The organism is Pseudomonas sp. P5_A2_2 (assembly GCF_054177685.1).
In genome coordinates this window covers 1-8,782 of the sequence record NZ_JBGCUL010000124.1, presented here as the reverse complement: position 1 = coordinate 8,782, position 8,782 = coordinate 1, and the positions used below count along the sequence as shown (strand labels likewise).

At 59.1% G+C, this 8,782-nt stretch carries 8 protein-coding genes; 3 read left to right on the top strand and 5 right to left on the bottom strand.

Features of this window, described 5'->3' with window-relative positions; genetic code table 11:
- The coding region (locus tag ACXRVY_RS10960; RefSeq protein ID WP_458237380.1) for an APC family permease at nucleotides 1–1,277 on the bottom strand (1,277 nt) is incomplete at its 3' end.
- Between the two features lie 239 nt (nucleotides 1,278–1,516).
- A complete protein-coding gene (locus ACXRVY_RS10955) occupies nucleotides 1,517–2,338 on the bottom strand; it encodes a carbon-nitrogen hydrolase family protein (protein WP_223458246.1) in 822 nt (273 codons plus the stop codon).
- Nucleotides 2,339–2,462: 124 nt separating this feature from the next.
- On the opposite strand from ACXRVY_RS10955, the gene ACXRVY_RS10950 reads away from it, so the two are divergent.
- On the top strand, nucleotides 2,463–3,263 hold the full coding sequence (locus ACXRVY_RS10950; protein WP_458237379.1) for a response regulator transcription factor: 801 nt from the start codon (nucleotides 2,463–2,465) through the stop codon (nucleotides 3,261–3,263).
- A gap of 165 nt (nucleotides 3,264–3,428) precedes the next feature.
- The gene (locus tag ACXRVY_RS10945) at nucleotides 3,429–5,048 is read left to right on the top strand and encodes an FMN-binding glutamate synthase family protein (protein ID WP_223458244.1); all 1,620 of its coding nucleotides are present in this window, start codon (nucleotides 3,429–3,431) and stop codon (nucleotides 5,046–5,048) included.
- Between the two features lie 36 nt (nucleotides 5,049–5,084).
- On the opposite strand, the gene ACXRVY_RS10940 is transcribed toward ACXRVY_RS10945, so the two are convergent.
- Genes ACXRVY_RS10940 through ACXRVY_RS10930 form a run of 3 tightly spaced genes read right to left on the bottom strand, consistent with a single transcriptional unit; the run spans nucleotide 5,085 to nucleotide 7,971 of the window.
- Nucleotides 5,085–6,638: a glycosyltransferase family 39 protein gene (locus ACXRVY_RS10940; protein ID WP_223458242.1), complete on the bottom strand. Its 1,554-nt coding sequence runs from the start codon at nucleotides 6,636–6,638 to the stop codon at nucleotides 5,085–5,087.
- Nucleotides 6,635–7,600 (bottom strand): glycosyltransferase family 2 protein, encoded by a 966-nt coding sequence (locus tag ACXRVY_RS10935; RefSeq protein ID WP_223458240.1) that lies wholly within the window; start codon nucleotides 7,598–7,600, stop codon nucleotides 6,635–6,637. Before ACXRVY_RS10935 ends, ACXRVY_RS10940 begins: the two co-directional genes overlap by 4 nt.
- Nucleotides 7,597–7,971 carry a GtrA family protein gene (locus ACXRVY_RS10930; protein ID WP_223458238.1) on the bottom strand — a complete coding sequence of 125 codons (375 nt, stop codon included), beginning with the start codon at nucleotides 7,969–7,971 and terminating at the stop codon, nucleotides 7,597–7,599. Before ACXRVY_RS10930 ends, ACXRVY_RS10935 begins: the two co-directional genes overlap by 4 nt.
- 245 nt (nucleotides 7,972–8,216) lie before the next feature.
- Between ACXRVY_RS10930 and ACXRVY_RS10925 the strand changes: the two genes are divergently transcribed.
- A partial coding sequence (locus ACXRVY_RS10925; protein WP_458237378.1) for an OpgC family protein occupies nucleotides 8,217–8,782 on the top strand: 566 nt, incomplete at its 3' end.

The following is an 8,782-nucleotide window of genomic DNA, read 5'->3' as shown; positions in this document are numbered from 1 at the left end:
CCGGTCAACACTGCCAGGTACACCACGCCAATCGCCAGCCAGGTCAACCCCAGGTACACCGCCAGATGATCGAGGCTGACCATCAGCCACAAATCCGCCGCCAGGCCGATGAACGGAAACAGCAGGAACAGCACGAATTCGCGCGCACCTTTTTTCTCGCCACCGATCCAGTAATGGAAGATCACCGACAGGTTGACCAGGCTGAACGCCAGGAACGCACCGAAGTTGATGAACGAGGTCGAGGTGGTGACGTCCAGTTTCAGTGCCAGCAACGCCACCACTGCGCACAGCAGGATGCTGTTGATGGGCGTGCCGAAGCGTTCGTGTAAGGTGCCGAAAAACGCTTTTGGCAACACGCCGTCGCGGCCCATGGCATACAGCAGCCGCGAACCGCTGGCTTGGGCCGACAGGCCCGAGGCGAACTGGCCGACGATCAGGCCGATCAGGAAGATCGATACGAACAGGTCGCCACCGATGTTGCGGGCAATTTCGTAGGCCGCCGAGTCGACGTTGTCGAACTGGAACGACGGATGAGCAATCTGCACAAAGTACGAGACACCGACGAAAATCAGCCCGCCGATCAGGGTGATCAGCATAATCGCCCGGGGAATGGTGCGGCGTGGATCGCGGGTTTCTTCGGTCAGGGTGCTGACCGCGTCGAAGCCGAGGAACGAGTAGCAGGCGATGGCCGCGCCGCTCATGATCAACGGCATCTGCATGTCACCATTGAAGAACGGTTTGATCGACCACAACGGCGTGCTCGCATCGCCGCCGACGTAATGCACGCACAACGCGACGAAGGCGATCAGCACCAAAAACTGCACCAGCATCAGCAAGGCGTTGATGCCGTTGGCCAGTTTCAGGCCRACGATRTTGATCGCGCTGGTSAYSCCGATGAAMGCCAGCACCCAGACCCACTGCGGCACGGCCGGGAATGCGGAGTTGAGGTAGGCCGCACCGATCAGCCAGATCGCCATCGGCAGGAACAGGTAATCGAGCAGCACCGCCCAACCGGCGATGAACCCGAGTTTCGGGCTGATGGCCTTGCGCACATAGCTGTAGGCCGAGCCGGCCACCGGGAACGCCGAGGCCATGCGCCCGTAGCTCATGGCGGTGAAGAACATCGCCACCAGCGCCGCGAGGTACGCGGCCGGCACCATGCCGGCGGTGGATTGGGCGAGGATGCCAAAGGTGCCGAGTACAATGATCGGCGTCATGTAGGCGATGCCAAACAGCACCACCGACCCTAATGACAGGGTGCGTTGCAAACGAGCCATGAGCGACTACTCCGGATTTTATTGGATTTATGGCAGAGCCGAGTTCGGCGCAAGTTACGGGTGTTGCGTTGTTGTTCTAGGGTGAATGGTCAAACAGGTGTGTCGTCTGTCAGGCCCCCATCGCGAGCAAGCTCGCTCCCACAGGGGTCTCCTGTGGATTCAGATTTTGTTAATGACACAAATCCTGTGGGAGCGAGCCTGCTCGCGATGGCGGCAGCCCGGTCGACAAGTAATCCGGATCAGCGCGCTGGAATCAGCAGCTCGCGCAATCCGGATGCATGCTCAACCACCTCCCCCGGCAATCTCAGCCGCTGATCATCCAGATAGCGATAATCCTGGCGCGCCGCCGTCAACCGGTTCAGGTCCAGTTCGACCGCAAACTGCCCTTCCTCGCGTCCGGCTTCGAACAACAAGGTGCCCAGCGGATCGACCAATGCGCTGCCGCCGGCAAACAACAAACCACCGTCACCCTCTTGCACCCGGTTGACCATCAGCGCAAACGCCTGGTTTTCCTGGGCGCGGGCCATGATCGCGGTGCGGTGGGTCGGGCCGTACGGGTCCATGTTGCCGTTGGTGACGATCAACAGTTCGGCACCCAATTGCGCCAGGGCGCGGGCGCTTTCGGGGAATTCGATGTCGTAGCAAATCAGCAGGCCCACACGCACGCCGTTGAACAGGCAAGTGGCGTAGCGATCGCCCGCCTCGTAGACACCGCGATCCGAAGCCCACAAGTGAGTCTTGCGGTATTTCAGCGCGATGCCCTCTGGGGTGATCAGCAACGTGGTGTTGTAGAAACGGCCGTTGTCGTTTTCGGCCATGCCGATGGCCACGGCGATATTGCGCTGGCGGGCGGCGGCGATCACCGCACTGACAGACGGGCCGTCCAGCGCCTCGGCCACCTCGGCCACGGACTCCGCCGAAGGGAAGCCCATCAAGTGGCCTTCGGGGAACAGGATCAGTTGCGTGTCGGCTGCGCACGCAGCCATCGCCGCCAGGGTGCGTTCGAGGTTGTAGGCCGTATCGTTGTCACGGCCTGCCAATTGGGCGAGTTCGACCTTCATGGGTATTCCTTGTCATGGGCCGGGCGGCAGAAAGATTGCCCGGTCGGTGTCTGTGCGCCAGTATGCGCAGCAAGCAACCGGGCGGGGAATTACGCCGCTGGGGTAACACGATAGGGGTAGATGCATGACACTCTCGTTGGACGACATCGCCTGGCACCGCTCGGTGGGGCAACTGATCGACGCCCTGGACAAGCCCAATTTCTGGACCCAGCTTGTACGCCTGCTGGACCAGTACGTGTCCTTCGACAGCTGGGTGGCCCTGCTTTTCAGTGCCGATCAGCGCCCGCAGGTGTTCGCCGAGTGCCCCGGCGAGGATGGCAGCCCTGATCAACTGTTCCAGGATTACCTACGCGGCCTGTACCTGCTCGACCCGTTCTACATCGCCTGCCGCGAGCAATCACGCACCGGGCTGTATCGCCTTTCGGAAGTGGCCCCGGAGCACTTCGAGCTGACCGAGTATTACCAACGCTACTTTCGTCTTAATGTGGTGGCCGACGAAATCCAGTTCAATTGTCAGCTCGAAGGCGACCRCAMGCTGTGCCTGTCGCTGGGCAGCACCCAGCGCTTCAGCGGCCAGCAGATCGCCTTGTTGTCGTTGATCCAGCCGTGGGTGCTCGGCCTGTTGCGCCAGCGTCTACCCTATGAAATCAACGAAGTCGTGGCCCTGGCCCCCGCACCGCCGCAAGCTGATTGGCGGGTACAACTGGAGGCCTCGGTGCAGCAGCTCAAAGGTGCGCAGTTGACGGCCCGGGAGCTGGATGTCGGGCGCTTGATGCTCAGCGGTTGCTCCAGTAAAGAAATCGCCCGTAAGCTGGAAATCTCGGTCGAAACCGTGAAAGTCCACAAGAAACACATGTACAGCAAGCTGGGGATCAAGTCCCAGTCCGAGCTGTTTTCGATTTTTCTGCAGGCACAAAATGCCTGAATGACCTGTGGAGCACTTTGCTTTTATGTGGGAGCGAGCTTGCTCGCGATAGCGGTGGTTCAGTCGCTATCAATACTGAATGAAAGACCGCCATCGCGAGCAAGCTCGCTCCCACAGTGTTTTGTGTTTAGCCAAATTTATTGAGTCCGAACCCAAGGAAACCGTATGAGCCTGTCACTCCTGAGCCGCTACGCCTTCTTTGCCGTCTGCGTGATTTTCACCCTCGCCAGCCTGCCGTTTCTTGAATATGAATGGCTCTGGCCGATAACCGCCGTCACCGCCGTCCTCAGCCTGATCGGCCTGTTCGATCTGCTGCAAAGTCCCCACGCGGTGCGCCGAAATTACCCGATCCTCGGCAATATCCGCTACCTGGTCGAAGGCATCCGCCCGGAAATCCGTCAGTACCTGCTCGAATCCGACAGCGACGCCCTGCCCTTCTCCCGGGCCCAGCGCTCGCTGGTCTACTCCCGGGCCAAGAATGAAACCGCCGACAAACCCTTCGGCACGCTGATTGACGTGTATCAGTCGGGTTTCGAATTCATCGGCCATTCCATGCGCCCCGCGCCGTTGAGCGACCCGAGCAGTTTCCGGGTCACCGTCGGCGGGCCGCAGTGCACCCAGCCGTATTCGGCGTCGGTGTTCAATATCTCGGCCATGAGTTTCGGCTCGCTCAGCGCCAACGCCATCCGCGCGTTGAACCAGGGTGCCAAGCTGGGTAATTTCGCCCATGACACCGGCGAAGGCAGCATCAGCCCCTATCACCGGGAAAACGGTGGCGATCTGACCTGGGAACTGGGTAGCGGTTACTTTGGCTGCCGCACCAGCGACGGTCGCTTCGACCCGGAACGCTTCGCGGCGCAAGCCCGGACGCCCCAGGTGCGGATGATCGAAATCAAGATGAGCCAGGGCGCCAAGCCCGGCCATGGCGGCATCCTGCCCAAGCACAAGGTCACCAAAGAAATCGCCGAAACCCGCGGCATCCTGATGGGCGAAGACTGTGTGTCACCGTCACGCCACAGCGCGTTTTCCACACCCATCGAAATGATGCATTTCATCGCACAACTGCGCGAACTGTCCGGCGGCAAACCGGTGGGCTTCAAGTTCTGCCTCGGCCATCCGTGGGAGTTCATGGGCATCGCCAAGGCCATGCTGGAGACTGGCATCCTCCCGGACTTCATCGTCGTTGACGGCAAGGAAGGTGGCACCGGCGCCGCACCCGTGGAGTTCACCGACCACATCGGCGTGCCGATGCGCGAAGGCCTGCTGTTCGTGCACAACACCCTGGTGGGCCTGAATCTGCGGGACAAGATCAAGCTCGGCGCCAGCGGCAAGATCGTCAGCGCCTTCGACATCGCCAGCGTGCTGGCCATCGGCGCCGATTGGGCCAACTCGGCGCGCGGCTTCATGTTCGCCATCGGCTGCATCCAGTCGCAGAGCTGCCACACCAATAAATGCCCGACCGGCGTCGCCACCCAGGACACCTTGCGCCAGCGCGCACTGGTGGTACCGGACAAGGCCCAGCGGGTTTACAACTTCCACCGCAACACCCTCAAGGCCCTGGCGGAAATGCTCGCCGCCGCCGGCCTCGAACATCCGTCGCAGCTATCGGCCAAGCACCTGGTACGACGCATGTCGGCGACCGAGATCAAGTTGTTCTCGCAGCTGCACGTGTTCCTCAAGCCAGGGGAATTGCTGACGGGTGAAGTGAACGGCGAGTTCTATTCGCGGATGTGGCAGATGGCCCGGGCCGACAGTTTCGAGCCGAGTGAAATAGCGGCGGCTTAATGCTCAATTCCATAGCGCTGACAGTCCGAGAGGACTTCAGCGCTCGTCGCCCAGAATAAACAGGCGCGCCTCGACTTCCCCTCCCTTGAGGGTCTGCGTCTGTTTCCACCCCTTGGGAAATGTCACGACTTTTTCCGGCCGGGGCCTGCCGGTCACCCACCAGACTCTTTTGGAACTGAGTTTTACTGTTGCGACATTGTCGAAAAAAATCCAGTCCAAAGTCTGAGGGATAAGAAGCCAGCCACCATAGTTGGAAGGGCCGTCCGAAGCGCCTGTCGGCAATCGGGCGATGTAAAGCCTCGGCTGGATACCCGTGGTGTTGTAGTAATGGAACGGCAAATACCAGTACAAGCCGTCAACGACCAACTCGTCGCCCGCCTCAGCCTCCCTTTTGATGCCATCGGCCAAGGTGTCCAGCCTGGCCATTTTACGAATGAAGGTTCCGTTCAGCCCGTCTTGTTGCGAATACACTTTCTGCAGTCCATGTACTTCCCCCGCAACAAACATGCTCAAGCAGAGGAATGCAATCACAGGGCGTCGTTCAGCCAACCGATCCAGCACAACGGCAACGAACAAAGGCAAACCGGCTGCGGCAAACACCAGGTACCTGGGAACGAAGATCGGAACGGCCAATGACAAGAAAAATACCGTGATGACCGGCACGAAGAAATAGGCGATGACCAGCACGGTCGAGCGGCGACCGGAGCGCCCATATCGCAACGCCATCACACAACAGGCGATTATCACTGCCGAGACAATCAGCCCCCCCCATAACCCGCCATCCGTGGCTGATATCATCGCCACACATTGCGCGATAAAGCTCGGCAACATTTCCCATGTGGTGGGCGTGATCCATTCGAGTCCTTTCATTTTCCACGTCTGGTCAATGAAATGCGATAACCAAGGCGAATACAGCACGACGATCGCGACATTGGCCATCAGCCACTTGCGCACAGGCAACGATGCCGACTCGCCACTGCCCAGCCCCGACCAGTACAGCCAATGCACCAGCACACAGAGCGCTGCAAAGTAGTGCGTGTAGAAAGCCGCCGTCATCAGCAGCACGTACATCACGGGATAGCGTTTGAGTTGCGGTTGCCGACTCCAGCAGACCAGCGCGACCGTGGCGGCCATCAGCCAGAAACCGACGAGCGTGTACATGCGCACTTCCTGGCTGTAACGAACCGAGATCGGCAGCAGCACCAGCAAAACTCCGGCGATACAGGTCGCTCTTCGCGTGGCGAGCAGACTCATCAGTTTGATACACAGCAGCACCGTGCCCACATCCGCCACGGTGCTCAGTCCGCGCACAGCCACCACACTGGCGCCAAACAGCATCGTCCAGTAATGAAGAATCACGTAATACAACGGTGGATGAACGTCTCCCGCCGTGGTGGACCAGATCAATGCCGGCGAACGCTCGCTCAGCATCAGGCTATAGCCTTCGTCGTACCAGATGATCGGGACTGAAATCCCGTGAAATCGAACGATCAGGGCCAGGGTGAACAACGCCAGCACAATCGATGGGTAGACGGCCCAACGCCACTGACGCTCCTGGACATCCTCGGCCAGACGTTCCGTCGCGTTCATACAATTCTCTTCAGTGAGGGTTTGTCGGCCGACTCGTCACTGCTTTTGATGATGTCCTTGATGACATAGCGGGGCCGATGCTTGGACTCCATATAGATGCGCCCGATGTATTCACCGAGGATGCCGATGCCAATCAATTGAACGCCGCCCAAGAACAAAATGGCAGTCATCAGGGACGGATACCCCGGGACATCGTTACCGAAGAGAATCTTGTCCAGAATCATGCAGGCCGCATACACAAGTGCCGCCAGCGAGATGATGCCGCCCACGTAGGACCAAACACGCAATGGCACCGTGCTGAACGAGGTGATGCCTTCAAGTGCCAGGTTCCATAGCTTCCAGATATTGAATTTGCTTTTGCCGGCGGCACGTGGCGCGCGATCGTATTCAATGACTCGCGTATTGAATCCGGCCCATGACAGCACCCCCTTCATGAACAGCTGCTGTTCCGGCAGGCTCTTGATGACGTCAACGACTTTCCTGTCCATCAAGCGAAAATCACCGACATTTTCTTCGATGCGGGTTGAGGCAATCCGATTGAGCAGGTGGTAGAACAGGGCCGCGAAATGGCGTTTGAAATAACCGTCGGCCGAACGATTGCGGCGCTTGGCAAGCACCACGTCAGCGCCATCGGTCCACTCCTTGATTAGACGGGAAATGACACTGACCGGGTCTTGCAAGTCCACATCCATCGGAATGACCGCATCGCCGGTGGCATATTCCAGCCCGGCAAACAGCGCAGGCTCTTTGCCGAAGTTGCGCGAAAAATTAATCAGCAGCACATCGCTGTCCTGCTGAGCGATCGAACTCGCCAGCAATAAAGTGTGATCGGTGCTGCCGTCATTGATGAACAGGATTTCAACCTGATATGGGCTTAGCGAGGATTCCTGGCGCACGGCTTGGTAGAACAGGTCAATCGCCTGTTCCTCATTGAACACCGGAACAATCAACGAGACTTTCATGCGCCACGCTCGCGAAACACCACGTATTTGGAATACAGGAAGCCGAACACCAGGCTCAACGCGGAAAACAGGGCCACGGTGAACAAACCGTGCAATCGCCAGATGTCGCCCAGATAGCCGACACCCAGGCTCAACGCCCCCATGCCCGAAACAAACAGTAGATAGCCGCCGACCGAGGACCTGGCGGCGAAGGTAAATTGCGCATTCATGTAGAAGGAAAACGAAGCAGCCACGCAGAAGGCCGCCAGGTTGCTGAGTGCCTGGCTAAGGCCGGCCGCCACGCTCAGCAGGAAAAAGACCTGCCAGTGAATCAGGGTGTTGGCGACCCCGATCACTGTGTAACTGGACAGCCCCTTCCACAACAGTCTCATGTGAGACTCCCGTTTTAAGAACGTTGCACTCATTAATATTTCAGCCTGTCCACTGTCACAAATCGCAGGTTTTTGGACCTTTCGGACCAGCGGTTGGGCCTTGGGGCAACGCCCGAGACATCCGGTAATATCCCGGTTTTGCAATTGCCCGCAAATCAGTCCACCCTGCGCGCCGCCGCTTGGGCGCGCGGCCTTTTGTGCCCACGGCCAATCCCATTTTTACCTGCTGTTACGAGCCTGCTGTCATGACGTTAGCGCGCGATCACCGGATCGACTTTTTTCGTGGTCTGGCACTGATCTTCATCTTTTGGGATCACGTGCCCCACAACCCGTTGGGGCAAATCACCCTGCGCAACTTCGGTTTCAGCGATGCAGCCGAGGTTTTCGTGTTCCTGGCAGGTTTCGCGGCCGTGCTGGCGTACGGCAAGGTCCTGGCGCGCGAAGGCGTTCTGATCGCCTGCGTGAAAATCCTGCGCCGGGCGTGGGTGCTCTACGTGGTGCATATCTTCCTGCTGGCGATGCTGATGGGCATTGTGTTTTTCGCCAACAGCCATGTGGAAACACGGGATCTGGTGGAGGAAATGGGCATGCATCACTTCATCAGCAACCCGCAGCAGGCCTTGATCGATGAACTGCTGTTGCGCTTCAAGCCGAACCTGATGGACCCGTTGCCCCTGTACATCGTGCTATTGGCGGGTTTGCCACTGGTGCTGCCCGTACTGGTGCGCAAGGCCTGGGTGGTGGTCGCGATGTCGTTGGCGCTGTACCTGATGGTGCCACTGGCGGGCTGGAACCTGGCGGCCATCAAGGA